The following is a 24,441-nucleotide window of genomic DNA, read 5'->3' on the forward strand; positions in this document are numbered from 1 at the left end:
ACGATATGTTTCATGCAACAACGATTTTTGCAGTTCGACACAATGGCCAATGTGCGATGAGTGGAGATGGCCAAGTCACATTCGGGAATGCCGTCATCATGAAAAACAAGGCGAAGAAAGTCAGACGCCTTTATGGCGGGAAAGTCGTTGCCGGTTTTGCAGGTAGCGTAGCCGATGCTTTCACATTGTTTGAAAAGTTTGAATCGAAACTTGAAATGTATAACGGTAACTTGCCGCGAGCAGCGGTAGAACTTGCGAAAGAATGGCGTGGGGATAAGATGTTGCGTCAACTCGAGGCACTATTGATTGTGATGGATGCCGATCATCTTTTGCTCGTCTCTGGGAATGGAGAAGTGATTGAGCCGGACGATGGAATTCTTGCAATCGGATCCGGTGGGAACTATGCCTTAGCGGCAGGTCGCGCACTCGTACGCCATTCTGCTGAAAAGTCTGCTGAAGAAATCGCGCGTGCCGCTCTTGAAATCGCTGGTGAGCTTTGCGTGTATACAAATGATCAAGTCATTGTAGAAACGATTGGAGGCGCTGCTGAATGAACCGAGAGTTGACACCTAGACAAATCGTAACGGAGTTAGACCGTTTTGTAATCGGACAAAAGGATGCCAAGCGAGCAGTTTCGATTGCTCTACGAAATCGCTATCGTCGTCAAAAGTTAAGTGCAGACCTTCGCGATGAGGTTACACCAAAAAATATTTTGATGATCGGACCGACCGGGGTCGGAAAGACCGAAATTGCTCGACGGTTAGCTAAGCTTGTCGGTGCACCGTTTGTGAAGGTAGAAGCAACGAAATTTACGGAAGTTGGTTACGTCGGTCGTGACGTTGAATCGATGGTACGTGATCTCGTTGAGGCATCGGTTCGTCTTGTCAAAGAAGAGAAAAAAGAAGATGTGAAGGAGCCAGCGGAACGTGCGGCGACGGAACGCCTTTTAGATGCGCTACAAGGAAAAGCAAAAGCGACACCTACTGCATCGAATCCGTTCGAGGCGTTGTTCGGCGGACAGACACAACAGCCAGAAACCACGTCGGACACATCCAATAATGACCGTTCGCAACTTCGACGCTTGCTCGAACTCGGTGAACTCGAAGAACGCGTGATTGAAGTGGAATTAGAAGAAAAGCAGACGATGGATTTGTTTCAAGGTCAAGGGATGGAAGGTTTGTCGAATCTTCAGGATATGCTCGGTCAAATCGTTCCAAAGAAACGGAAACAACGTAAGCTGACGGTTCGTGAAGCAAGACCGCTTCTCATTGCTGAAGAAGCAGAGAACTTGCTGGACTTGAACGAAGTCCACGATGAAGCCGTGCGGCGCAGTGAACAGATGGGTATCATCTTCGTGGATGAAATCGATAAGATCGCCACAAAATCACAAGATCACGCCGGAGTATCCCGTGAAGGGGTGCAGCGTGACATTCTTCCGATTGTAGAAGGATCTACGGTCGTCACGAAGTATGGACCGGTTAAAACGGATCATGTTCTTTTCATCGCGGCCGGTGCATTCCATATGGCTAAGCCGTCTGACCTGATTCCAGAGCTACAAGGACGCTTCCCAATTCGTGTTGAATTGAGCAGCTTGACGGAAGAAGACTTCGTCAAGATTTTGACGGAACCGTCACAGGCACTCATTAAACAATATACGGCCTTGTTAGAATCTGAAGAAATCACGGTCCGTTTCACGCATGAGGCCATTGAAGAAATTGCGAAAATTGCGACACATGTCAATCGTGAGACCGATGACATCGGTGCACGTCGCCTCTATACTATAATGGAGCGCGTTTTAGAAGATTTATCATTTGAAGCGGCAGATATGCCACAAACAACCGTAGAAATCACACCAGCTTACGTACAAGCAAAAGTCGGTTCCATCGCCGACGATCGTGATTTGAGCCAATATATATTATAAGATTCTGTATGCACATACAGGGAGGAAATAGAGAATATGAACTTACTAGAAAAAACACGCCAATTAAACACAATGCTTCAACAAGAGGCAAGTGCGCACGTTGACTTTAAAGAAATGGCGGACAAAATGCGTGAAGTCCTTGAGTCCAACACGTTTATCGTGAGTCGTCGGGGACGACTTCTCGGTTTTGCAATCAAACAACAGATTGAGAATGACCGGATGAAAGCATTCTTAGTCGATCGACAGTTCCCGGAGCCATATGCTTCGAACTTGTTCAATGTGAAAGAAACGACAGCGAACATCGATATCGATAGTGAATATACAGCGTTCCCAGTCGAGAACCACGATCTATTCCTCAACTCCATGACGACGATTGTTCCAATCATCGGTGGAGGAGAACGTTTAGGTACGCTCGTACTCGGTCGATTGGCGAATGAATTCACAGAAGATGACCTCGTTCTCGCGGAGTACTCTGCAACTGTAGTTGGAATGGAGATCCTTCGTGAGAAGGCTGCGGAAGCCGAAACGTCGGCACGTAAGAAAGCAGTCGTCCAGATGGCGATTAACTCGTTATCGTATTCAGAGCTTGAGGCAATCGAACATATCTTCGAAGAGCTTGGTGGAAACGAAGGATTGCTAGTTGCTTCCAAAATTGCCGACAGAGTGGGAATCACGCGTTCGGTCATCGTCAACGCACTTCGGAAATTAGAAAGTGCAGGGGTCATTGAATCACGTTCTTTAGGAATGAAAGGAACGTATATCAAGATATTAAATGACAACTTCTTGTTTGAATTGCAAAAACTGAAATCAAACTGAAATACAACTTTCGATGTGTAATTTCCATTGAAAACACTTTTAAAAGGGACTTTATTCCTAAAAAACCGCTTTCCTTGATAAGGAGGCGGTTTTTTTTAGTACAAAAGTAATTATTTTCACCTTTTGACGTGATTTCGACAAAAAGATATTAAGCCATTTACCTATGTTTTAAAAAATATCTTTCAGAACTGTTACAGATTTGTTTCAATGAAATAGTAGATTTTCCAAATGAGGTATATTTAGTAGTCATTATATGAAAGTGAGTGAACGCCGTGAATTGGATTGGTAGTGACTATCAATTACTAAAGCAAGCCATCAACCATTCAGTCCTTAACCAAAAGGTCATCAGTCATAACCTTTCAAACATTGATACGCCGAATTTCAAAGCCAAACAGGCTGTGTTTGAGCAGACGCTTCAGAGTGAGATGCGACTCAAGCTGCAAGGTGGTCGTCCGAGTGACTCGACCCAGTCGAAGGTCATCGATCGAGCTGGTGGCGCCATGAGGAGTGATGGCAACAACGTCGACTTGGATTATGAAATGAGTGAGCTGGCACGAAACCAACTCCAGTATGAGGCGATGATGGAGCAATTGAATCGTAGGCTCGGGGGATTAAAATCTGTTATTCGGGGAGGTCGTTAATCAATGGGAATGTTTGATAGTTTTCATATTTCAGCTTCAGCGTTGACGTCACAACGGCTACGAATGGATACCGTGTCGGCGAACATCGCCAACGCTCAGACGACTCGCGGGAGACTCGTGGACGGAGAGTGGCAACCATACACACGAAAGATGACCGTGTTGCAAGAAGCGCCATTCCGGAAGCAAATGGATGCCGTTAATGGAGGGGTGCAGGTATCTCAAATCATCGAAGACGATGCACCGTATAAATTGGCTTATAACCCGAATCATCCCGATGCGGATGAGCGAGGGTACGTACAAATGCCGAACGTCGATCTCTTGAAAGAAATGGTCGATTTGATGGGTGCGACTCGTTCGTACGAAGCAAACATTGCAGCGATGAACGCCTCGAAGGCGATGCTCGTAAAAGCGATGGAGATTGGTAAAGGATAAGGAGTGTTAACGGATGCAAATTAATCCAATTCAATTGATGAGCCCAGAACTCACGCCATCACTGAATAAAACGAACCCATCTCAATTTGGGTCATACTTGAATGAAGCGATGAACGCATTGAATGAGACACAACAAGCGACTAGTCAAGCCCGTAAAGATTTGGCGGTCGGGAAAGCTGACCTTCATCAGGTGATGATTCAAAGTGAAGAGTCGTCGATTGCGATGCAACTTGCCATCGAGGTGAGGAACAAGGCTGTTGAGGCCTATCAAGAAATGATGCGAATGCAAGTTTAATTGTAGAGGATGACAAGTTGCGATGAATGAACAATTAAAAGAACGATTCAAATCCATGACCGGTGCATTAAAGGCGATGCCAGCGAAACGTAAACTCGTATGGGGCATCTCGATCGCGGTCATACTAATCGCGGCCCTCGTACTCACATTCTTCCTTTCAAGGCCAAACATGGCACCTCTCTATACAAACTTGTCTGCTCAAGAAGCGGGCGAAGTGACAGAGAAGTTGACAGCAGACGGGGTACAGTCGGAAATCAAGGCGACTTCGAACGGTGTGAGCGTGTATGTGCCGACTGAAATGGTCGATCAGTTGAAAGTGAGTTTGGCTGCTGCCGGAATTCCAAAGTCCGGCTCGATTGATTATAGTTTCTTCAGCGAAAACGCAGGGTTCGGAACGACAGACCGTGAGATGGCTGTCATCGAACGTAGTGCGATGCAGACGGAGCTAGAGCGACTCATCACACAGATTGAAGGAATCAATCAAGCGAAAGTAATCATCTCACTTCCTGAGAAGTCTGTCTTCTTGGCAGAAGATCAAGGTGAGCCTACCGCGTCCATCGTCTTGAACATCGGAGCGGGGACGAATTTAGAACCAAACACAGTAAAAGGTCTCTATCATTTGATTAGTAAGAGTGTCCCGAACTTGAAACCGGAAAACATTTCAATTATGGACCAATACTTCACGTATTATGATCTCGACCAGACCGTTGTTGCTGGAGGTTCCTCGTCAGATCCATTGGCGTTGAAGCGACAAGTCGAAAAAGACGTACGTCAACAAATCCAACAGATGCTATCGGTTCTACTCGGCGAACGGAGCGTACTCGTTTCCGTCACAGCAGACATCGACACGACACAAACGGCTGAAGAACAGAATCTTGTCACGCCGGTCGATGAAGAAAACATGGAAGGCATCGTCACGTCTGCCGAGCGGATTGCTGAAGCATACACTGGCGGAACAGGTACGGCGACAGAAGCGACGGGAACTGGTGAGAACGACACAATCAACTTCCCGGCAGCGACTGGCGATGGCACAGAAGAAAGTGAAAAGAATCATGAAATCATCAATTACGAGGTCAACCGCATCACGAAGCAGATTCAAAACGCACCATATACGATTCGTGACCTCGGAGTCCAGCTCATCGTTGAACCACCAGATGGCGCAACAAGTATCGATCCGCAGTTAGAAGGCGACCTCGAGACGATGATGTATTCCATTATTCGGACGTCGTTAGCGAAGACGGATGAAGCCATCACGGATGCTGAACTCGAACAGAAAGTTGTCGTCGTGTCGAGACCGTTCGCTGAAGTGGAAGAGGTTGCAGCAACAGAGCAACCGACACCTTGGTGGATGTATGCGGCAGCGGCGGGTGCAGTCGTAATTCTTGCCTTGATCTTCTTCGCGATGCGTAGACGGAAGCAAGAGGTTGTGGAAGAGACGAACGAATGGGAAGTTCCATATGAAGATGAAGTACCTGACCTAGACCTCGAAGAGCGAGGCGAAGGTGCAGTGAAGAAGAAACAGTTAGAAAAATTAGCTGAAAGTAATCCAGAAGAGTTTGCTAAACTGCTTCGTACTTGGATGTCTGAGGAGTGAGTAACGTGAACTATGCAAAACAATCGAATCGCGAAAAAGCAGCGATGCTCATGATTTCCCTGGGACCTGAAGTGGCAGCGAACGTCTACAAACATCTTTCAGAAGAAGAGATGGAACAACTGACGCTTCAAATTTCAGCGTTAAAAAAAGTGTCCCCGGAAGAAAAGGATAGTATTCTCGGTGAGTTCCATGAACTCGCCATGGCACAAAGTTATATCACTCAGGGTGGAATCGGGTTTGCGAAAACTGTCCTTGAAAAAGCAGTTGGTGAAGACAAGGCGATGGCATTGATTCATCGTCTGACTTCCACCTTACAGGTCAGACCGTTCGAGTTTGCACGAAAAGCAGACCCGAAACAGTTATTGAACTTTATCCAAAACGAGCACCCACAGACGATTGCGTTAATCTTAGCGCATTTAGAACCCGTCAAGTCAGGGCAAATCCTCTCGGAACTTCCACCTGAGATTCAATCGGAAGTCGCAAAACGGATTGCGACGATGGATCGACTCAATCCAGACGTCATCCATGAAGTGGAACAAATCCTTGAGAAGAACTTGTCGCAGACGGATATGCAAGATTATGCCCAATCTGGTGGAATCGAAGCAGTCGTCGAAGTCTTGAACGGTGTAGACCGGACGACCGAACGTACCATTCTCGATGCGCTCGAAATCGAAGACCCGGAACTTGCAGAAGAAATCAAAAAGCGGATGTTCGTCTTCGAAGATATCGTTACGCTCGATTCTCGTGCGATTCAACGAATCATTCGCGAAGTGGCGAACGACGACTTGTTACTTGCGCTCAAGGTCTCTTCGGAGGAAGTCAAACAAATTATCTTCAAAAACATGTCACAACGTATGGTCGAAACGTTCAAAGAAGATATGGAATTCATGGGACCGGTACGGTTGCGTGACGTCGAAGAGGCACAGAGCCGAATCGTCGGAATCATTCGTCGCCTAGAGGACGTCGGTGAGATTGTAATCAGTCGAGGTGGAGGAGATGACATCGTTGTCTAATGTGATCAAACGCCAACGTGCAACATCGAATATTCCGCAACGGATTGAATCCAAGCGCTTAGAAACACCCATTATAGAACCGAATGACGGAATCAATCATCACGATGTCATTCAGTCGCGCTATGAGAAGTTGAAGCAGGACGAAGAAGCATTTCAACAGTTTCAGTTGACCGAAGTCGAACAGTTGGAGCGGTTGAAACAACAGGTGTTCGAGGAGGCGCGTTCAGAAGGGTATCAGGAAGGTCTCCTTCAAGGTAGACAGGACGGATTGGCTGAGTTCGAGGACATCACCACAAGATTAAATTCCGTTTCGACCGAACTTGAACTCTTATTTGAAGAAAAATGGAGACAAGCGGAAGAACAACTCATTGAGCTGGCAATCTCGGTCAGTGCACATGTGACAACGGAACTTGTTCGGAAAGATGAAGAACTCTTTGCGACGATGATCCGTGATCAAATGTCACATTGGATCGATGCCGAAGCAATCACAATCTTTGTTCATCCGACACGTCTTGCCTCGATTCAGCAATTCGAAGCGATGTGGCGGACAGAAGAGACACCCCCTTTGAAATATCGTGGGGACGGATCATTGGATGAAACGGCAGTCCGAATCGAGTCGCCACATCGTGGGAATGAAGTCGATTTAACGTATAGTTTCGAACGGATTCAAGCTAAAATCGAGGAGGTTTTAGCGGATGGTGCTTATTGAGCAGGTTCTTGACTCAATCAAGCAGTCTTCGGACGGCGAGTTCACACGAAAAATCGGTCGAGTTTGCCGTGTCATCGGATTGATGATTGAGTCGAATGGGCCGAGTGCATTTGTCGGAGAACGCTGTTTGATTGTCCTTCCGTCGAATGAAACGGTTGAAGCAGAGGTTGTCGGATTCAATGAAGAGCGTGTTCTGCTCATGCCATACGGTGAAACTACGCAAATTGCGCCAGGGTGTCTTGTAAAGGGAACGGGAAAAATGCTTCAAGTTCCTGTAGGGGAAGAGTTGATTGGTCAAGTGCTCGATGGTTTGGGACGTCCACTTTCAGGTGAGCGTCTTGTGACCGGTAAGCGTTACGACGTTCAACGTAAACCTCCGAATCCTTTGAATCGACCAAGGATTTTAGATGCGCTGTCGACCGGTGTACGCATGATTGATGGACTGTTGACTGTAGGAAAAGGACAACGGGTCGGTTTGTTTGCTGGTTCCGGTGTAGGGAAGTCGACCTTGCTCGGGATGATTGCCAAACGATCTTCGGCAGATATTAACGTCATCGCCTTGATTGGAGAACGGGGTCGGGAAGTAAAAGAGTTCATCGAAAAAGAACTCGGACCAGAAGGCATGGCTCGTTCCGTCGTGATTGTAGCGACAAGCGACCAACCCCCGCTTGTCCGGTTGAAGGGAGCTTACACGGCGACCGCGATTGCCGAGTACTTCCGGGACCAAGGGAAAGAAGTGGTCTTGATGATGGACTCGGTGACACGTTTTGCGATGGCACAGCGTGAGATTGGTCTTGCGACGGGCGAACCCCCAACATCGAAAGGGTACACCCCATCCGTATTCGCCATGTTACCTCAACTATTAGAGCGAAGTGGAACAGCGGCGACAGGTTCAATCACTGCATTCTATACGGTCCTCGTCGACGGGGATGATATGAATGAACCGATTGCCGACGCGGTGCGGGGGATTTTAGACGGACACTTTGTGATGGACCGGGCGCTCGCAAACCGTGGGCAATTCCCGGCAATCCATGTACTAAAATCCATCAGTCGGGTCATGAACCAAATCGCTTCCCCTTCACACAGAGATGCAGCTCAAACGTTCCGCAGTTGGCTCGCGACCTATATTGACGCGGAAGATTTAATCAATATCGGAGCGTATAAAAAAGGCACCAATCCTTCAATTGATACCGCTGTGGAGAAATATCCATACTTGTTGACGTTTTTGAAACAATCGATCGAAGAAGATGCTGCTTTCGAACAGACGATGACCCACTTGTCACATATTGCACGAGGTGAATCATGAATAGACTCATATTAGAACGAATCATGCCGATTGCGGAACATGAAAAAGAAGATGCCGCCATAGAAGTCAGAGGATTTAAGGCAAGACTTGAGACAGAGATGGAGAAGCTATATGACCTTCTTCTCATGTATGAGTCGCTCATCAAACACCAAGACGAACAATCTGGAAACATCGACCTTCTCATGTCGCAGTATCGAGAAAAGACGCGAGAGCAAGTGAAACGTCAAATCGAAACGCAACAGCTCGTCGTACAACAGGCCCGCAATCGCTATCATGCGTCGCAAGAACGATTGCTCGGTAAAGTGGTGGAAGAAAAGAAATACGTGACGCTCCATGAAAAGGTCAGCATGCAAGAGATGACGGTAGCTAAACTTACAGAGCAACAAATGATGGATGAACTTGCTGTGATTCATCATGGGAAAGGGAAGTAGCATGGCAAAAGAGAACAATAAACGAGGCAAGCAAATGATTGTGGCGTTGGTCCTCATTCCAGCAATCTTCATCTTAGTCGGTGGGATTGTCGTCATGAACTATGCGATGGACCGTCCGCTCTTATCCGTTCCCTTATTAGAAGTGAACGAGGACGAGAAAACGGAAGAATTAAAAAAAACGGAGACGCAGGTGAATGTGACGGGAATCGATTCGGACGCAGCGAACCGATTAAAAGCGGCGAACAGTGAGATTGAAAAACTTCGCAACGAAAATGTTGAATTGACGAACGAAGTAAAGGCTAGACAAGAAGAAATCACCGATTTGATTCGTGAACGAGATCGACTCGTCTCGGAACTAGAGGCAGCGTCAAAAGAAGAGGAGACCTCATCTGATGTCGCCAGCGTTTATGAAGAAATGTCAGCCAAACAGGCGGCAGCTATTATGGGTGAACTCGAAAGCCCTCAAGTTGCTGAACTGTTGAAGGAGCTATCACCTAAGCAACAGGCAGACATCTTAGGACGAATGAATGCGCAACAGGCTGCGGTTGTGACGCAGCTTCTCCAATGAACACAAGAAGGGAGGGCCAACATTGAATATCGCTTTATTGACGCAAGCCATTCAAGGATCGATGGCTCGTACTGGAGCAGTGGAGGGAGAATCACAGGGAGCAGGTGGATTTTTAAGCCTCCTTTCTGCGATGCTTGCCCCAATGCAAGGCTCAGGGGAGCAGGCAGAACTTCCTCAACTTGAAGAAGGTGTGCTTCCTGAAGGATCAGTCGATTTGGAAAAAGTGGCACAGGAACTCGAAACATGGTTTCAAAAGCCTGATACATTGAAGTGGCTAAAATCACTGCCACAAGATGCGTATCGGACGTTTATGGATGCATATGTAAGTTTACTCGGTCAATTGTCTAATCCTTCGCCTGAGACTGAAATCCCGTCTTCGGTTTTACCGGCGATTGTACAGACGACGACTACGCCGAAAGTCCATACTACGAAGCAAACAGAGGGAAATGCTCAGACGACCAACATTGCACTAACTCAACAAGTTCCAAACCAAGAACTTGCCAAACAGGTTCAAACGATGCAACGGATCATCACACAGTATAAAGGACCAATCGAAGGTACATTGAAAGAAGTTCCCATCTTGCCAAATGTTGAAACCGTAAAAATCGCAAAACCTGCGCTACAGCCAAATAACGTAGACTGGATGCCGAAAGGGATGAACTGGTCAAGACCACAGATTGACGTGGACACGGTCATGTATGCTTCGAAAGGATCCCTTCCTGAAAATTTACAAGCTCGGATTGAAGCGGCTTTGCAAAAGGCACCGTTCAAAAGTGGGGCAGATGGTTCAAAAGTCTTCACTGTAAGATTGTATCCGGAGCAGTTAGGGGAACTCGTCGTCAAGCTAGAGCGGAAGAATGGAGAACTTGTCGTCAAGATGTTTGCCAGCAATCAAGAGGCGAAGCAACTGATCCAGTCACAGGTTCAACAGTTGCAACAAACGTTGACACCCCATTCGCAAAACGTTCGGGTCGAGGTCAACTTGACACAGCAAGCGCTCGATTCAAAATCAGCCTTGTCCGATGGTTCCGAGCAACCGGAACAAGAACAACCACAAGAACAGCCTAAAGGAGGGTCTGAAGATGACGAGCATCCAACCGAAGACGAATGATTATACATTGCCAGATCAGTCGCTCCCAAAAGCGACAAATCAATACGATAAAGACATGTTTATGAAGTTGCTTCTCGCTCAAATCGCGAACCAGGACCCGATGTCGCCGATGGAAGATAAAGAGTTCATCGCACAGATGGCGCAGTTCTCGTCTCTCGAGCAAATGCAAGCCATCTCAAAACAACTCGACTCGGTTCTCGTCGACCGTCACATGTCGTCGATTTCTGAATACAGTAGCATGATTGGGAAAACAATCAACTTTACAACCGAAACGAGTGAAGAGACGACGAAAGGCACAGGTCGTGTCGTTTCCATTTCTCGTAACGACTTAACCGGATATATGGCCGACCTTGAAGACGGAACATCCGTCAGCGTGTACGATATCACATCGATCAAATAAGCATAGGAGGAATGCATTATGTTAAGAGCAATGTACTCAGGAATCAGTGGATTGAAGAACTTCCAATCGAAGCTAGACGTCGTCGGGAACAACATCGCCAACGTCAACACGTTCGGTTATAAAAAAGGTCGCGTTACCTTTAAAGATCTCGTTAGCCAGCAAGTCGGAAGTGCGTCAGGTGGGAACGGGACAACAGCCGGTGGAGTCAACCCGAAAGAAGTCGGTCTCGGGGGAACGATGGCTACGGTCGATAACGTATACAACCAAGGAGCGATGCAAAACACGGGACGTGCCCTTGACGTCGGGATTTCAGGTGAAGGGTTCTTCGCAATTAATGTGAACGGGCAAACACAATATACACGTGCCGGTAACTTCTATACTGATAATGCTGGAGATATCGTTAACGGTGATGGAGCATATGTCCTTAGTACAACAAATACAAAAATCACTGTTCCGGCCGGTGCTAAATCTCTTTCAATTGGTAAAGATGGACAAGTCAGTTATGTAAATGCTGCAGGGGCTTCTGTGAACTTGGGTCAAATTCAAGTCGTTACATTTGCTAACAACGCAGGTCTGTCTAAGGTTGGTGCAAACAACTATATTCAATCTCAAAACTCTGGCGCACCGAATCCAGGTGTACCGGGAGTCGCTGGTCGTGGAGAACTTGTCTCAGGCGCACTCGAAATGTCAAACGTTGACCTTTCAGAAGAGTTCACAGAAATGATCGTGGCACAGCGTGGATTCCAGGCGAACACACGCATTATCACAACATCGGACGAGATCCTTCAAGAGCTCGTCAACTTGAAACGCTGATGATTCGCGTCACGGCATTTCGCGGTGAGGAGTTCGTGCTGAACGCTTTGCTCATCGAAACGGTGAAGGCAGAGCCCGACACGATCATCCAATTGTTTAATGGCAAAACGTATCTCGTAAAAGAAACGAAAGATCAAATCATTGAACGAACTGAAGCCTTTTACCGCTCAATCGGTTTAGTCGGAACGATGTTCACAAGAGGTGAAGAAGATGAGTGAAGAAGAAAAGAAAAAAGGTGGCGGCCTAAAAGTCGTAATCATCCTGCTTGTCGTCCTGCTCGTCATGGGCGGTGCCGGATTCATGACTTACAAATATGTCTTTGGTGATAACGTCACTGCTAAAACGAAACCTGTCACAGCTGAAGAGTTGGCAGAACGGAGTTTCATGACTGATGACATGACGACCAACATTCAAGACGAGCGTTTCATTAACGTTCAATTTACGATTGTCACAGATTCGGCTGAAACGAAAGAGAATTTAGAACTACGCAAGTTCCAAGTTCACAACGTCATTTTGGGTGATTTATCCGGGATGACGAAAGCCCAATTGGCAACAAAAGAAGATATGCAAAAGTTCGAACAAACATTACGAGAACAACTTAACGGACTGCTTGAAGAAGGTGAAGTCCAACGCGTCTATATGACGAAGAAAATTATTCAGTGAGGTGGCATCATGGGAGAAGTACTGTCTCAACAAGAAATTGATGCCTTACTATCTGCTTTAAGCAGTGGGGATGTCGAAGCGGACTCCTTTCTCGCGCAAGAGGAAGAGAAGAAAGTTCGACAATACGACTTCAAGCGAGCCGTTCGATTTTCAAAAGACCAAATTCGCAGCTTAACTCGGATTCACGAACATTTCACGCGTATGCTCACGACATTTTTTTCGGCTCAACTTCGCACATATGTTCAGTTTTCGGTCAACTCGGTCGAACAATTACCGTACGATGAATTCATTCATTCCATTCCGAGCATGACGATGATCAACTTGATTGAGGCGCCACCGTTAAACGGACGATTCATCATCGAAGTCAATCCGAACATCTCATACGCGATGCTAGACCGGTTACTCGGAGGTCCTGGTGTCGAGATGGATAAAATCGAATCGTTCACCGAAATTGAGATGCGGATTTTGACGCAATTGTACAAACGAGCCTTTTCGACTTATGGAGATGCTTGGGAATCGATTGCTGAGATTAAAGCAGAAATGTCAGCTGTTGAAGTGAATCCGCAGTTCCTGCAACTCGTTTCACCAAACGAAACGGTCGTCTTGATTTCGATTGGTGTGACGATTGGTGAAGTGAGCGGAACCATCAACGTTTGTCTTCCATTCGTGACAATCGAACCGGTATTGTCCAAACTATCGAGTCATTATTGGATGCAAGAAGCGAATCGACGGAATGCAAGTCAATCGAGTAAAGAGCCACTTAAAGCTCAATTGATGAACTCGACAGTCGAAGTTGTATCCTTACTCGGTGGGACGACAATCACGTTTGGAGATTTGTTGCATCTAGAAGTCGGAGATTGTTTGGCACTCGATCAATTAGCAAAAGAACCTCTGTCCGTCATGGTGGGGGAAAATAAAGTATTTAAAGGGCAAGTCGGTGTGAGCGGGAAGCGAATGGCGGTTCAAGTGCTTCACCGTGTGAAGGAGGAAGAGCAATGAGTGAGATGCTGTCACAAGATGAAATTGATGCGTTATTACGTGGGACAAGCGACAATACGCCGACGCCAGAAGTCGAAGCAAAAGAAGAACATTTAGATTCGATGGAGAGCGACGCACTCGGAGAAATTGGGAATATTTCATTCGGGAACTCGGCAACAGCCTTGTCAACATTATTACAACAGAAAGTTGAAATTACGACACCGGTTGTCAGTGAAGTGAGAATTGAAGCGTTACGCGAACGCTATCCCACTCCTCACGTGGCACTTCGAGTTGGCTATACAGAAGGAATCCAAGGGGAAAATGTTCTCGTATTGACTCGCGAAGATGCGGCAATCATCTCTGACCTCATGTTAGGTGGAAGTGGAGAGAATGTTGATCCGGAGAGCCTTGATGAGATTCGTTTATCAGCTGTTCAAGAAGCGATGAATCAAATGATGGGTGCGGCAGCAACGTCTTTATCGACGGTATTTTCGAAGAAAATTGACATCTCGCCACCTCTTGTCGAAGTGTTTGATGCAACAAAGAATCAGACAATCATCGATCGCCTTGAACTATGGGAGACGATGGTACTCATTGAGTTCAATCTCAAAGTAGGCACGTTGATTGATTCAACGATTGTCCAGATTGCACCAATTCAGTTTGGAAAGCAGTTAGTCGACGAGTTGATGAAAGCGACTGGAGAGGTCCAAGCGGCATCAGAACCGGTAAAAGAGCAGCCGAGAGCGGAAGCACCGAAACCACAGCCACAAGCACAACAAACAGCACAGTCCGTTGCCCCACAACCAAACAAGCAAAAATCTATGCCGGAAGTAGCTGTGAGCCAGGCGGAATTCATGCCACTCCAATCACCGGCGTCACAAGAAACGGCCCCAGCAAATCTTGGGTTGCTGTATGATGTCCCGTTAAACGTGACAGTAGAGTTAGGAAGAACGAAAAAATCCGTTCGGGAAGTACTTGAGTTATCACAAGGCTCCATCATTGAACTCGACAAATTAGCAGGTGAGCCGGTAGACATTTATGTCAACCAACAGCGAATCGCTAGAGGAGAAGTCGTCGTCATTGAAGAAAACTTTGGGGTACGTGTAACAGAAATTATTCAACCGCATGAGCGGATCGGAATCGTTTAAGGAGGAATTTAGAATGAGTGCAAAAGTATTAGTAGTAGATGACGCAGCGTTCATGCGTATGATGATTAAGGACATTTTGACAAAGAACGGGTACGACGTAGTAGGTGAGGCGGAAAACGGAGCGGACGCTGTCGCGAAATATCGTGAACTCACACCGGATCTCGTCACACTTGACATCACGATGCCTGAGATGGATGGACTCGCAGCATTGAAAGAAATTCGTAGCTTCGACTCGAATGCGAAAATCATCATGTGTTCAGCGATGGGACAACAAGCGATGGTCATCGATGCCATTCAAGCTGGTGCAAAAGACTTTATCGTCAAGCCTTTCAATGCAGAGCGTGTCATCGAAGCAGTTTCTAAAACGGTCGCACAATGAAGAAATGGTGGTTGATTATTCTTCTCGTGGTTGGGCTCTTCGGTCCAACCACGGTTGAGGCCGCCACCGTAGACCAACAATTCGAGCAACAACAGACAGATGAACAGGAAAGTAACGTTCCAACGACAGCGTCAACCATTGGCAATGGCGTGAAAGTCGTGTTAAGTCTCGTGGTCGTGGTCGGCGGATTTATCGTTTTGATGCGTTGGCTCGGTTCCAAAACACAAGGCGTGAAAGCGACTCAACATATGAAACATCTCGGAGGCGTCCCTCTTGGGAAAGACCGCTCTGTTCAGCTCGTGAAGCTCGGTGACCAGGTATATGTACTCGGTGTCGGCGATTCGATTCAACTGATCGATCGACTTGATGCGGACACGATGGAGGAAGAGCAAACGGAAACCTTGTCACTCCGAACGTCAAATTCGAATGCATTTTTAGACACCTTTAAGAAACAACTCGCTCAGCTAGAAGAAGTGAGGAAGAAATCATGACAACGTTTGAGCAATTGATCAATTTAGAAACACCGGACAGTACATCGACATCCATCAAGCTATTGATTTTGTTAACATTGCTGACGCTCGCACCATCCTTTTTAATCTTGATGACTTGCTTTACCCGTGTCGTGGTCGTCTTGTCATTCATTCGACCGGCGCTCGGTACACAGCAAACGCCACCGAACCAATTGATTGTCGGATTGGCACTGTTCATCACACTGTTCGTCATGTCTCCAGTTCTCTCTGACTTAAATGAGAACGCATTAAAACCATACCTCGATGACAAGATCTCACAAAATGAGGCGTTCGATGAGGCAAGTGGGACGATGAAAGAGTTCATGTCGAAATATACAAGACAAGAAGATTTACAACTGTTCTTAAAGTATGGGAATTACGAGCAGCCGGAGACACTCGATGATGTACCTCTCCTCGCTTTGGTTCCTGCTTATGCGATCAGTGAGTTGAAGACCGCTTTCCAAATCGGCTTCATGATTTTCTTACCGTTTTTAATCATTGATATGGTAGTCGCAAGTGTCCTCATGTCGATGGGGATGATGATGCTTCCTCCAGTCATGATTGCACTGCCGTTTAAATTATTATTGTTTGTATTGGTCGATGGCTGGCACTTGATTGTGGAATCATTGCTTAGAAGTATGTAGGGGGAACGGACATGACACAAGAAATGGTCATCTATTTGGCGACAGAGAGTGTGTGGACCTTATTAAAAATATCAATGCCACTTCTACTCATCTCACTGATCGTCGGTCTCGTGATCTCGATTTTACAGGCCACGACTCAAATTCAAGAACAAACGTTATCGTTCGTTCCGAAAATTATCTCGGTCTTCATCGGTCTCGTCATTTTTGGACCGTGGATGCTTCAACAGATTGAAGGGTTCACGCGTTTGATTTTTGAGTTGATGGTCGAGGTTGCTTCGAAATGAATGCAGTCGACTTCATCAGTATGTATGGATTAACGTTCGCGCGACTGTCTGGCTTTTTTGTCAGTGTCCCGTTGTTCTCGACGAGACAATTACCGGTCATGCACCGCGTCGCGTTCAGTGCGTTTTTAGCATACTATGCAATGTTCACATTGACCGAGCCAATTCAAATGACCAATGCGTTTGTCCTGCAAGTCGTCTATGAAGTCATGATCGGACTTTTACTCGGACTGTTGATCAACATCCTATTTTTTGCACCGCAAATTGCCGGTGGGGTCATCGATTTACAGCTCGGATTAGCGATGGCATCCGCATATGATCCGATGTTTGGCGGTCAATCACCATTGATTGGACGATTTTATTATATTTTTACGCTATTCATTTTGTTGACGAGCAACCTGCATCTTCTGCTGATTGACGGCATTTATTATAGCTTTCAAATCTATCCGCCTGGCCAACCGATGATCAACTTTACTGAAGCTTCATTGATGATGGCTGTAAAAGTCGTCACGATGACAATGATGGTCGCGTTGCAATTAGCGTTGCCGATGATGGCTTCCTTACTGCTTGTGGACTTAGCTCTCGGTTTTTTAGCGAAGTCAGCACCGCAATTCAATATCTTTGCCATCGGATTTTCATTTAAACTTATCGCTGGTTTTGCCGTCATGGTTTTATTGATGGGACTGACATTGACAGGAATCAGCCAGTTCATCCCGCTATTACAAGAAGTGATGCACGACTTTATGCTCATATTAGGAGACGCCTCATGAAGAAGCCTCTATATCCTTTATCGGTCAATCTACAGTTTTTTGCAGGTGAAAAGACAGAAAAAGCGACGCCACGTAAACGGGAAGACTCCCGAAAGAAGGGGCAGGTCGCCAAGTCAGCCGATTTGACTGGAGCGTTCGCACTTTTTGCGATGTTTCTTATGTTATCTTTTTTCGGTCCCGTGATTGGGCAGCAATTGCTTTCTTTAATCAGCGATTTACTCAGCCCAGAGTATTTATTGTTTAACGTGACGGGCGGCATGTCGGATATGGTCGTCGACTTAATGCTCCGTGTCGGTTTGATTTTGGCTCCGTTCTTTATCGTCGCCGTCGTGTTTGGGATTCTCATCAATTACCTACAAATCGGAACGTTATTTTCTTTAGAAGCCATTCAACCAAAGCTTGAGCGGATCGACCCAATCAAGGGGGTCAAACGCATCGTCAGTATGAAAGCGGTCGTCGAATTTTTAAAGTCCTTATTCAAATTGTTAATCATCCTGACAACCGCTGTCGCTGTCCTTTGGAAAAATCAGAAAGAACTGTCTCGGATGGCCGTCGAACAAGTTCGTGAATCGATTGTCGCACTCGCGAGTATCACAATCGAACTTGGTCTTTGGGTAAGTGTCGCCTTGCTCGCACTTGCACTACTCGATTTATTCTACCAACGATTTGATTTTGAGAAATCGATCCGAATGTCTAAGCAAGATATAAAAGATGAGTACAAAAATACTGAAGGTGACCCACTCATCAAATCTAAAATCAAACAGCAACAACGGGAAATGGCGATGCGACGGATGATGCAAGAGATACCGAATGCCGATGTCGTCATCACGAACCCGACCCATTACGCGGTCGTCATTCGATATGATGACACGAAAGATTTTGCGCCGCTCGTGGTCGCCAAAGGGGTCGACCGGGTCGCCTTTCATATTCGAGATGTCGCAAAAGAACATGACGTGGCCATTGTTGAAAATAAACCACTCGCGCGAGCGCTCTATGCGCAAATCGACATCGGTGAAGTGGTAGACGAATCGTTTTATCAAGCCATTGCGGAAGTACTGGCATTCGTCTATCAAATGAAGCAACCGTCTTGAGGAGGAGTATGTGTTGGCAGTAAAAGCGAAAGACTTTGCAATTTTGATTGGTGTGTTGATGATTGTCATCATGCTGATCATCCCGCTACCGGGGTTTTTATTAGACTTTTTAATCATCGTAAATATTTTGATTGCCATCATGATTCTACTTGTGGCGATGAATGCCCGGGAAGCACTCGACTTCTCCGTATTCCCTTCTCTCTTATTGATTGTGACGTTGTTTCGTCTTGGTTTGAACGTATCGACGACCCGTTCGATTCTATCGAACGGTTATGGTGGGGAAGTCATTGCGACGTTCGGTGATTTCGTCATCGGCGGAAATGTCCTTGTCGGATTTGTCGTCTTTCTGATTCTTGTCATCATTCAATTCGTCGTCATCACGAAAGGAGCAGAGCGTGTATCGGAAGTATCTGCTCGCTTCACACTCGATGCGATGCCGGGGAAACAGATGGCCATCGATGCCGATTTGAACTCTGGTTTAATTGACGACAAAGAAGCCCAGATGCGTCGCCGTAAAATTCAAAGCGAGGCGGACTTCTATGGATCAATGGACGGGGCATCGAAGTTCGTTAAAGGAGATGCCATCGCTGGTATTATCATCGTTACGATCAACTTGATCTTCGGTATTATCATCGGTGTCGTTCAAATGGGATTACCAGTTGGAGAAGCGTTCCAAACGTTCTCACTCATGACAATCGGGGATGGCTTGGTCAGTCAAATCCCAGCACTTTTGATTTCGACCGCGACCGGGATCATCGTGACCCGCGCCGTCTCGGATGGAAACTTAGGGGAAGACGTAATCGACCAGCTCGGTCAAAACCCATCACTCCTTTATATCGCCGGGTCGATTGTCTTCATGCTTGGTTTTGTATCACCGCCCCTACTTCCTGTGACGATGATCATAGCCGGAACGGCATTCTTCGGCGCCTACACGATGCGTCGAAATATCCGTCAGGCAACGGAAGAGCCGATGCTCGAAGAGGAACCATCGACAGCGCCGACAGAATCAGTCGTCTCGCTGTTGCAGATTGACTCGATTGAATTTGAATTCGGATATGGCTTGATTCCGCTTGCAGATGAGTCTCAAGGCGGTGACTTGTTAGACCGCGTTGTCATGATTCGTCGTCAACTCGCACTCGAGCTTGGCTTCATCTTACCGACGGTCCGGATTCGCGATCACTTGCAGTTATCACCGAACGCGTACCGAATCAAAGTCAAAGGGAACGTCGTTGCAGAGGGAGAGCTATTGCTGGATCATTACTTGGCGATGAGCCCGGGCATCGAAGACCCTGAGGTATATGGAATTGAAACAACGGAACCAGCATTCGGTCTTCCTGCCCTTTGGATTGATGAAGAAACACGAACTCGGGCAGAAATGAGCGGGTATACCGTCGTTGATCCGCCTTCTGTTGTCGCGACTCACTTGACCGAGACGTTGAAGAAACATGCGGCAGATTTACTCGGTCGGGAAGAGACGAAACAACTCGTCGAGCACCTGAAAGAGACGCATCCGGTTCTCGTCGAGGACGTGACGCCGTCAGTCCTTTCGATTGGCGAAATTCAGAAAGTGTTACGCCACTTACTCCAAGAAAGTGTTTCCATTCGAAACTTGCCGCTTCTGTTCGAGACGATGGCAGACTACGGAAAAGTGACGAAAGATGCGGAAATCTTAGGAGAGTATTGCCGTCAAGGCTTGTCCCGTCAATTGACCGATCAAGTCAAACCACCTGAAGGTCCCCTTTACGTCGTGACACTCGGCGGACAGACGGAACAGACGGTGCAAGACGCGGTTCAGAAAACGGAGTTCGGGAACTATTTGGCGCTCGACCCAGAGCAAGCTCGAGAGATTATCGAGCGCACTGGCGAACAACTGTCGATGTTTGAACGATATGGGGCATCGGCTGTGATTTTATGTTCCCCAACGATTCGTCTGTTCGTTCGTCAATTACTCGAACGGTATTATCCAGATGTGCCGGTATTGGCTTATAACGAATTACTCAGTTCCGTCGAAGTGAAAAGTATTGGGGTGATTTAACATGCAGATTAAAAAGTTTACGGCGAAGACCATGGCTGATGCGATGGCGAAAGTGAAACAAGAGCTCGGAGACGAAGCGGTCATCCTCAACTCACGACAAGTGAAGACAGGATGGTTCGGTCTCTTTGCGTCAAAGCAAGTGGAGGTCATCGCAGCCCTCGAAAAAGAGCAAGTCGTCACAAAGCCACGACAGCCTGTCCCTGTTCGGACAGCACCAACACCACCTGTCGTGACGCAGACGCCACCACGTGTGATCGGAGGAGCGGGACCGAGACTACACGCCTCGTTGCAACACGTCGAATCGCTGCTCTCGACTGAATCCTTTGCGGATGAGTCGTGGGAGGAAACGCTGAACGAACTATACTACACGACAAAATCTGTAGAAGAAGCTGAACGTTTCGTGTACGAACAAGTCAAATCGTCGTTCATTGAACCGCCTGAAGCTAAACGATATGTTATGGTCGTTGGACCGACGGGGGTCGGCAAGACGACCACGCTCGCCAAACTTGCGGCGCACTTTAAACTGACGGAAGGCAAAACGGTCGGATTGATCACGACCGACACGTACCGAATCGCTGCCATCGAACAGTTGAAGACGTATGCTGAAATCATGAGTATTCCGGTGGAAGTGGCATATGACTTTCATGACTTCAAGCGTGCCAAGCAATTGTTTGCTCGTAAAGACATCGTGCTAATCGACACGGCGGGACGAAATTTCCGCGATCCGGCTTACGTCGAACAGTTTCATGAACATCACGACTTCACTGAAACAAGCCTTTCGCTCGTTTTGAGTTTGACATCCAAAACGAAGGACATGGATATGATCTATTCGCAATTCGAATCATTGCCTCTTAGCTCACTCATTTTTACGAAGGCGGACGAGACAAGTGATATCCACGCGATGTACCGCATGGTGAAAAAGAGCGGTCTTCCGGTCGCCTGGATGACAGACGGCCAAGAAGTGCCGGACGATCTGATTCGGGGACAAGCGGACGCGTTGACGAAACGACTGTTTGAGAAAGAAGGGTGGGCAAGATGGACCAAGCAAGGCGTTTAAGAGCTATCAATGATGCCCATCCGACGACAATCGCCTTTGCGAGTGGGAAAGGTGGGGTCGGAAAGACGAACGTCTGTGTAAACACGGCCATCGCCCTAGCTGAACTCGGAAAACGAGTGTTGATTGTCGACTTCGACATCGGAATGGCCAATGTGCACATCTTGATGAATGCCATGAAGTCCAGAACGATGATCGAGACCGTCAAAGCTCGTATTCCATTGGCTGCAGCTGTTCAGAAAAATGTATATGGTGTCGATATATTACATGGAGGGAGTGGGCAGGACCAACTCGTCCATCTCTCAGATGATGACATGCAATTTCTCATGCGAGAACTCGAAGTATTGACCGAATATGATTATGTCCTGTTCGATATGGGGGCTGGAGCGACGGACACCTCACTCCAATTCATCGCGGGTTGCGATGAGATGTTCTTGATTTTGACTCCAGAACCTACCTCGCTAATGGACGGTTATGCATATACGAAACTGGTGCACCATCAGTACCCGGACTTACCGCTTGGCGTCATCGTCAACCGAGCCCAGTCCGGTGAGGAAGCCCTTCAATGTTTCGAACGGATGGAAGTCGCATGTAAACAGTTTTTAAATAAGACGATTCGATTCCTCGGCTTTCTACCAGACGACTCATCTGTCAGAAAGGCAGTCATCGCCCAAGTCCCGTTTTATCAATACAACCGAAAGAGTGATATTAGCTGGCGCCTCGAACGAATTTTGACAACGCTTACGGGTACGCCTCCGAAACCACGTCACTTGATGGACCGTTTGATGGGGAACTTACGAAAACAGTGGAACCGAGTATAACGACAGGGAGGCAAATGAGATGGACGTGAATGAATACTTAGGGTTGTTTTTAGATGAATCCCAAGAACATATCCAATCGATCAACACACAGTTACTTAAATTAGAACAATCGGGTGGGGCGGATGTTGTACAGGAGATCTTCCGGTCGGCACACACGCTAAAAGGGATGTCTTCGACGATGGGGTACGAACGCGTTGCCAACTTGACACATGAGATGGAGAGCGCGCTCGACCTCGTCCGTGGCGGCAAAAAGGAAAGTAACCAACTCTTGTTGGATACGATGTTCATCGCCATGGAACAGATGGAAGACATGATTGCGGACATCGAAAGCGGAGGACAAGGCGCGAACGTGGATGTATCAGAAACGGTCGCCGCATTCCAATCCTTCATCGGTGGGAAAGAAGTCGCAGTCGAAAAAACTTCAGAGACGAGCACGTTTGAGATTGATTTATATACGAACTCGGTCATCGAGCAAGCCAAACAGACAGGCTTTGAGGCGTATCAAATCACAGTCAAACTGTCTGACGCGGTCGTCTTGAAAGCGGCCCGTGCGTATATGGTATTCGATCGCCTTCAAGAACTAGGTGAGGTCGTCAGCACACATCCGGAGACAGAAGAAATCGAACAAGAGCAATTTGACTTGTCGTTCGACGTCTTATTCTTGTCACAAGAGACGGCAGAAGTGATTGAACATGCCATCGCTCAAGTATCGGAAGTGGAGCGCGTCGAAGTCAATGCGTTTACAGAAACAGCGGTCAGTGAGCCAGAAGTCGCTGTGACAGCGGAGACGATTGCACCTGAACCTGTCGTTCAAGCTACCTCGGACAAGGAAGAAGCGAAAGATACGAAAGAGCAAGTAGCCGCTCAAGCACAAGCAAAAACGATTCGCGTTAACTTAGAACGAATTGATCGTCTGATGAACTTGTTTGAAGAGTTCATTATCGACCGTGGACGCCTTGAGCGCCTGGCGGACGAAGTCGGTCAACCAGAATTGAATGAAACGGTCGAAAAAATCAAGCGGGGAACGAACGAGTTACAATCACTCGTCTTGACCCTCCGGATGATGCCAATCGAACAAGTGTTCAATCGCTTCCCACGAATGGTGCGTTCGGTCGCAAAAGAGATTCATAAAAAAGTCCAGTTGGACATTTCAGGTGCTGAAACAGAACTCGATCGCACGGTCATCGATGAAATTGGCGATCCGCTCGTCCACTTGATCCGTAACGCCATCGATCACGGCATCGAACGTCCGGAAGTACGTCTTCAAGCCGGAAAACCGGAGCAGGGTATGCTTGCACTCCGTGCGTATCACGGCGGAAACCGAGTCTTCATTGAAATCGAGGACGACGGTGCCGGCATCAACGTCGACAAGGTTCGCTCGAAAGCGTTGGAGCGCGGCGTGATCACAGATGAAGAAGCGACGACGATGTCTGAGAACGAATTGGCGATGCTGATCTTTGCTCCGGGCTTCTCGACGGCAGACGTGGTCACTGACTTGTCAGGACGCGGTGTCGGACTGGATGTCGTCAAAAATAAAATCGAGTCACTCGGTGGGGTCGTTTCTCTAGAGACGGTTGGGGGACAAGGCACGAAGTTCCAGGTCAGCTTACCGCTCACCCTCTCTATCATCTCGGCGATGCTCGTTCAAGTGGGAGAGGAATCGTATGCGATTCCATTGACATCGATCCTTGAGACGACATTACTTGATGAAGCGGACATTTTGACAGCACACCGTGAGCGAGTCTTCGACTTCCGTGGTCAACTGGTCCCACTCGTCTACATGAAAGAAATGTTTGGCATCGAATCAGAGACGAAGTCGCAATTCCCGGTCGTCGTCGTTCGAAAAGGCAACAAACTCGTCGGCGTCGTCGTCAACGATTTGATCGGTCAACAAGAAATTGTCATGAAACCGCTCGGTACGTATCTTGAAGGGATTCCAGCTATCTCTGGTGCGACCATTCTTGGTGACGGTCGCGTCGCCCTTATCGTAGATAGTAACGATCTCTTTTAAGGAGGAA

29 protein-coding genes are annotated in these 24,441 nt (G+C 47.3%); all 29 read left to right on the forward strand.

The genetic code is table 11. From position 1 onward, the window contains the following. The first annotated feature begins 5 nt into the window (after nucleotides 1–5). The 29 genes from hslV (at nucleotide 6) to Q9R25_RS02535 (ending at nucleotide 24,434) form a co-directional block, all read left to right on the forward strand. Nucleotides 6–554 carry an ATP-dependent protease subunit HslV gene (hslV, locus tag Q9R25_RS02395; protein WP_078146697.1) on the forward strand — a complete coding sequence of 183 codons (549 nt, stop codon included), beginning with the start codon at nucleotides 6–8 and terminating at the stop codon, nucleotides 552–554. Continuing rightward, entirely contained in the window at nucleotides 551–1,921 is a 1,371-nt protein-coding gene (hslU, locus tag Q9R25_RS02400) for an ATP-dependent protease ATPase subunit HslU (RefSeq protein WP_074037255.1), read from the forward strand. Before hslV ends, hslU begins: the two co-directional genes overlap by 4 nt. A gap of 36 nt (nucleotides 1,922–1,957) precedes the next feature. After that, nucleotides 1,958–2,737, forward strand: a complete 780-nt coding sequence (codY, locus tag Q9R25_RS02405; protein WP_074037253.1) for a GTP-sensing pleiotropic transcriptional regulator CodY — start codon at nucleotides 1,958–1,960, stop codon at nucleotides 2,735–2,737. Nucleotides 2,738–3,009: 272 nt separating this feature from the next. After that, a complete protein-coding gene (gene flgB / locus Q9R25_RS02410; protein WP_074037939.1) occupies nucleotides 3,010–3,378 on the forward strand; it encodes a flagellar basal body rod protein FlgB in 369 nt (122 codons plus the stop codon). Between the two features lie 3 nt (nucleotides 3,379–3,381). Then, nucleotides 3,382–3,810, forward strand: coding sequence for a flagellar basal body rod protein FlgC (gene flgC, locus Q9R25_RS02415; protein ID WP_074037252.1), 429 nt, complete (start codon nucleotides 3,382–3,384; stop codon nucleotides 3,808–3,810). Nucleotides 3,811–3,823: 13 nt separating this feature from the next. Beyond that, on the forward strand, nucleotides 3,824–4,105 hold the full coding sequence (gene fliE, locus Q9R25_RS02420) for a flagellar hook-basal body complex protein FliE (protein ID WP_074037250.1): 282 nt from the start codon (nucleotides 3,824–3,826) through the stop codon (nucleotides 4,103–4,105). 22 nt (nucleotides 4,106–4,127) lie between these two features. Next, nucleotides 4,128–5,699: a flagellar basal-body MS-ring/collar protein FliF gene (fliF, locus tag Q9R25_RS02425; RefSeq protein WP_078146698.1), complete on the forward strand. Its 1,572-nt coding sequence runs from the start codon at nucleotides 4,128–4,130 to the stop codon at nucleotides 5,697–5,699. Nucleotides 5,700–5,704: 5 nt separating this feature from the next. After that, on the forward strand, nucleotides 5,705–6,712 hold the full coding sequence (gene fliG, locus Q9R25_RS02430) for a flagellar motor switch protein FliG (RefSeq protein ID WP_026826250.1): 1,008 nt from the start codon (nucleotides 5,705–5,707) through the stop codon (nucleotides 6,710–6,712). After that, nucleotides 6,696–7,421: a FliH/SctL family protein gene (locus Q9R25_RS02435; protein ID WP_159562088.1), complete on the forward strand. Its 726-nt coding sequence runs from the start codon at nucleotides 6,696–6,698 to the stop codon at nucleotides 7,419–7,421. Before fliG ends, Q9R25_RS02435 begins: the two co-directional genes overlap by 17 nt. Continuing rightward, nucleotides 7,408–8,727: a flagellar protein export ATPase FliI gene (gene fliI, locus Q9R25_RS02440; protein WP_159562089.1), complete on the forward strand. Its 1,320-nt coding sequence runs from the start codon at nucleotides 7,408–7,410 to the stop codon at nucleotides 8,725–8,727. Before Q9R25_RS02435 ends, fliI begins: the two co-directional genes overlap by 14 nt. Then, the gene (locus Q9R25_RS02445) at nucleotides 8,724–9,158 is read left to right on the forward strand and encodes a flagellar FliJ family protein (protein ID WP_159562090.1); all 435 of its coding nucleotides are present in this window, start codon (nucleotides 8,724–8,726) and stop codon (nucleotides 9,156–9,158) included. The genes fliI and Q9R25_RS02445 overlap by 4 nt, the downstream gene beginning before the upstream one ends. Before the next feature lies 1 nt (nucleotide 9,159). Continuing rightward, nucleotides 9,160–9,726: a MotE family protein gene (locus tag Q9R25_RS02450; RefSeq protein ID WP_311282752.1), complete on the forward strand. Its 567-nt coding sequence runs from the start codon at nucleotides 9,160–9,162 to the stop codon at nucleotides 9,724–9,726. Nucleotides 9,727–9,748: 22 nt separating this feature from the next. Beyond that, nucleotides 9,749–10,837, forward strand: coding sequence for a flagellar hook-length control protein FliK (locus Q9R25_RS02455; RefSeq protein WP_215244044.1), 1,089 nt, complete (start codon nucleotides 9,749–9,751; stop codon nucleotides 10,835–10,837). Then, on the forward strand, nucleotides 10,809–11,237 hold the full coding sequence (locus Q9R25_RS02460) for a flagellar hook capping FlgD N-terminal domain-containing protein (RefSeq protein ID WP_214782949.1): 429 nt from the start codon (nucleotides 10,809–10,811) through the stop codon (nucleotides 11,235–11,237). Before Q9R25_RS02455 ends, Q9R25_RS02460 begins: the two co-directional genes overlap by 29 nt. Before the next feature lie 18 nt (nucleotides 11,238–11,255). Then, nucleotides 11,256–12,050: a flagellar basal body rod protein FlgG gene (gene flgG / locus Q9R25_RS02465; RefSeq protein WP_214691055.1), complete on the forward strand. Its 795-nt coding sequence runs from the start codon at nucleotides 11,256–11,258 to the stop codon at nucleotides 12,048–12,050. Continuing rightward, nucleotides 12,050–12,268, forward strand: a complete 219-nt coding sequence (locus tag Q9R25_RS02470) for a flagellar FlbD family protein (protein WP_031421671.1) — start codon at nucleotides 12,050–12,052, stop codon at nucleotides 12,266–12,268. The genes flgG and Q9R25_RS02470 overlap by 1 nt, the downstream gene beginning before the upstream one ends. Then, nucleotides 12,261–12,713: a flagellar basal body-associated FliL family protein gene (locus tag Q9R25_RS02475; RefSeq protein WP_015881397.1), complete on the forward strand. Its 453-nt coding sequence runs from the start codon at nucleotides 12,261–12,263 to the stop codon at nucleotides 12,711–12,713. Before Q9R25_RS02470 ends, Q9R25_RS02475 begins: the two co-directional genes overlap by 8 nt. A gap of 9 nt (nucleotides 12,714–12,722) precedes the next feature. Then, entirely contained in the window at nucleotides 12,723–13,712 is a 990-nt protein-coding gene (gene fliM / locus Q9R25_RS02480; protein ID WP_159562093.1) for a flagellar motor switch protein FliM, read from the forward strand. Next, nucleotides 13,709–14,839, forward strand: coding sequence for a flagellar motor switch phosphatase FliY (gene fliY, locus Q9R25_RS02485; protein WP_214782952.1), 1,131 nt, complete (start codon nucleotides 13,709–13,711; stop codon nucleotides 14,837–14,839). The genes fliM and fliY overlap by 4 nt, the downstream gene beginning before the upstream one ends. A 13-nt stretch (nucleotides 14,840–14,852) precedes the next feature. Beyond that, on the forward strand, nucleotides 14,853–15,218 hold the full coding sequence (locus Q9R25_RS02490) for a response regulator (protein ID WP_015881400.1): 366 nt from the start codon (nucleotides 14,853–14,855) through the stop codon (nucleotides 15,216–15,218). Continuing rightward, the gene (locus Q9R25_RS02495; protein ID WP_074037238.1) at nucleotides 15,215–15,709 is read left to right on the forward strand and encodes a flagellar biosynthetic protein FliO; all 495 of its coding nucleotides are present in this window, start codon (nucleotides 15,215–15,217) and stop codon (nucleotides 15,707–15,709) included. Before Q9R25_RS02490 ends, Q9R25_RS02495 begins: the two co-directional genes overlap by 4 nt. Continuing rightward, the gene (gene fliP, locus Q9R25_RS02500) at nucleotides 15,706–16,371 is read left to right on the forward strand and encodes a flagellar type III secretion system pore protein FliP (protein WP_074037237.1); all 666 of its coding nucleotides are present in this window, start codon (nucleotides 15,706–15,708) and stop codon (nucleotides 16,369–16,371) included. The genes Q9R25_RS02495 and fliP overlap by 4 nt, the downstream gene beginning before the upstream one ends. 11 nt (nucleotides 16,372–16,382) lie before the next feature. Further along, nucleotides 16,383–16,655, forward strand: a complete 273-nt coding sequence (gene fliQ, locus Q9R25_RS02505; RefSeq protein WP_015881403.1) for a flagellar biosynthesis protein FliQ — start codon at nucleotides 16,383–16,385, stop codon at nucleotides 16,653–16,655. Continuing rightward, nucleotides 16,652–17,422 (forward strand): flagellar biosynthetic protein FliR, encoded by a 771-nt coding sequence (gene fliR, locus Q9R25_RS02510; RefSeq protein WP_074037236.1) that lies wholly within the window; start codon nucleotides 16,652–16,654, stop codon nucleotides 17,420–17,422. Before fliQ ends, fliR begins: the two co-directional genes overlap by 4 nt. Next, complete coding sequence (gene flhB, locus Q9R25_RS02515; protein ID WP_159562095.1) at nucleotides 17,419–18,513, forward strand: flagellar biosynthesis protein FlhB; 1,095 nt, start codon at nucleotides 17,419–17,421, stop codon at nucleotides 18,511–18,513. Before fliR ends, flhB begins: the two co-directional genes overlap by 4 nt. 13 nt (nucleotides 18,514–18,526) lie before the next feature. Beyond that, nucleotides 18,527–20,548: a flagellar biosynthesis protein FlhA gene (gene flhA, locus Q9R25_RS02520; protein WP_159562096.1), complete on the forward strand. Its 2,022-nt coding sequence runs from the start codon at nucleotides 18,527–18,529 to the stop codon at nucleotides 20,546–20,548. Nucleotide 20,549: 1 nt separating this feature from the next. Beyond that, nucleotides 20,550–21,605: a flagellar biosynthesis protein FlhF gene (locus Q9R25_RS02525; RefSeq protein WP_311282753.1), complete on the forward strand. Its 1,056-nt coding sequence runs from the start codon at nucleotides 20,550–20,552 to the stop codon at nucleotides 21,603–21,605. Continuing rightward, nucleotides 21,584–22,423: a MinD/ParA family protein gene (locus Q9R25_RS02530; protein ID WP_015881408.1), complete on the forward strand. Its 840-nt coding sequence runs from the start codon at nucleotides 21,584–21,586 to the stop codon at nucleotides 22,421–22,423. Before Q9R25_RS02525 ends, Q9R25_RS02530 begins: the two co-directional genes overlap by 22 nt. Nucleotides 22,424–22,442: 19 nt before the next feature. After that, nucleotides 22,443–24,434 (forward strand): chemotaxis protein CheA, encoded by a 1,992-nt coding sequence (locus Q9R25_RS02535; protein WP_159562098.1) that lies wholly within the window; start codon nucleotides 22,443–22,445, stop codon nucleotides 24,432–24,434. Nucleotides 24,435–24,441: the final 7 nt, after the last annotated feature.

This window comes from Exiguobacterium sp. BG5(2022), assembly GCF_031844365.1.
Lineage (GTDB): Bacteria > Bacillota > Bacilli > Exiguobacteriales > Exiguobacteriaceae > Exiguobacterium > Exiguobacterium profundum.